The following is a 956-nucleotide window of genomic DNA, read 5'->3' on the forward strand; positions in this document are numbered from 1 at the left end:
GAATCATCTTTTTAGTTATTTGAAATTTGATATTTGAAATTTGAAATTGAACCTGAGAAAGTCGTGGACCGCCAATCTCAAATCATCAAATCTCAAATCAGAAATTTATTATTTCGCTTTTTCCACCACTTCCACCAGGCGCCAGTGCTTTGTTTTGCTCAGCGGGCGGGCTTCCATTATCTTAACAAGATCACCTATGCCACACTCATTTTTTTCGTCGTGAGCATGGAACTTGGTCGTTTTCTTTACGAACTTTCCATAGATAGGGTGTTTTACCTTTCTTTCAATTTCAACCGTAACAGTCTTTTCCATCCTGTTGCTGGTTACCACCCCGATCTTTGTTTTGCGCAAATTTCTTTCAGCCATCTTATTGAGCTTTAGCTTTGTTCTTTAATTCGGTTTTCAGCCTTGCTATATCCCTCCGAACCGATTGTATGGTCATCGGATTCTCCAGCGGAGAAGTAGCGTGAGCGAATTTTAATTTCTTCAGGCGGATCTCGTCTTCGCTGATACGCGCCTTCAAATCTGCTTCACTCATCGTTTTCAGGCTATTTACAAAATCAGTTTTCTTTGACATTACTATTCGGTTTGAATATTTAAAACTTTAGCTGCTGACCTTATTACCCCGTATAGTCACGACGAACAATAAACTGGGTTTTGATCGGCAATTTGGCGGCAGCCAATTGCATTGCATCTTTTGCTACCTGAAGCGGAACGCCGTCGGCTTCAAACAGAATACGGCCCGGCTCCACCACGGCTGCCCAAAACTCAGGGTTACCCTTACCTTTACCCATCCTCACTTCTGCCGGTTTGCGTGTAATGGGCTTGTCGGGAAAAACACGGATCCATACATTCCCTTCACGCTTCATGGCACGTGTCATAGCCTGACGGGCAGATTCAATCTGGCGGTTGTTGAGCCATATGGGTTCCAGAGCTTTTAGGGCAAATGAACCAAA

At 43.6% G+C, this 956-nt stretch carries 3 protein-coding genes; all 3 read right to left on the bottom strand.

What is annotated here, in order from left to right; genetic code table 11:
• Window positions 1–108 precede the first annotated feature (108 nt).
• Window positions 109–366 carry a 30S ribosomal protein S17 gene (rpsQ, locus tag PLH26_RS20305; protein ID WP_324587850.1) on the bottom strand — a complete coding sequence of 86 codons (258 nt, stop codon included), beginning with the start codon at window positions 364–366 and terminating at the stop codon, window positions 109–111.
• A 1-nt stretch (window position 367) separates the two neighbouring features.
• On the bottom strand, window positions 368–577 hold the full coding sequence (gene rpmC, locus PLH26_RS20310; protein ID WP_324587851.1) for a 50S ribosomal protein L29: 210 nt from the start codon (window positions 575–577) through the stop codon (window positions 368–370).
• Window positions 578–620: 43 nt separating this feature from the next.
• On the bottom strand, window positions 621–956 hold a 336-nt coding region (gene rplP, locus PLH26_RS20315; RefSeq protein WP_324587852.1), incomplete at its 5' end, for a 50S ribosomal protein L16.

The organism is Agriterribacter sp. (genome assembly GCF_035444585.1).
Lineage (GTDB): Bacteria > Bacteroidota > Bacteroidia > Chitinophagales > Chitinophagaceae > Agriterribacter.

Coding starts and splice junctions, on each gene's coding strand:
- rpsQ (WP_324587850.1), bottom strand. CDS start 366: ATGGCTGAAAGAAATTTGCGCAAAACAAAGATCGGGGTGGTAACCAGC.
- rpmC (WP_324587851.1), bottom strand. CDS start 577: ATGTCAAAGAAAACTGATTTTGTAAATAGCCTGAAAACGATGAGTGAA.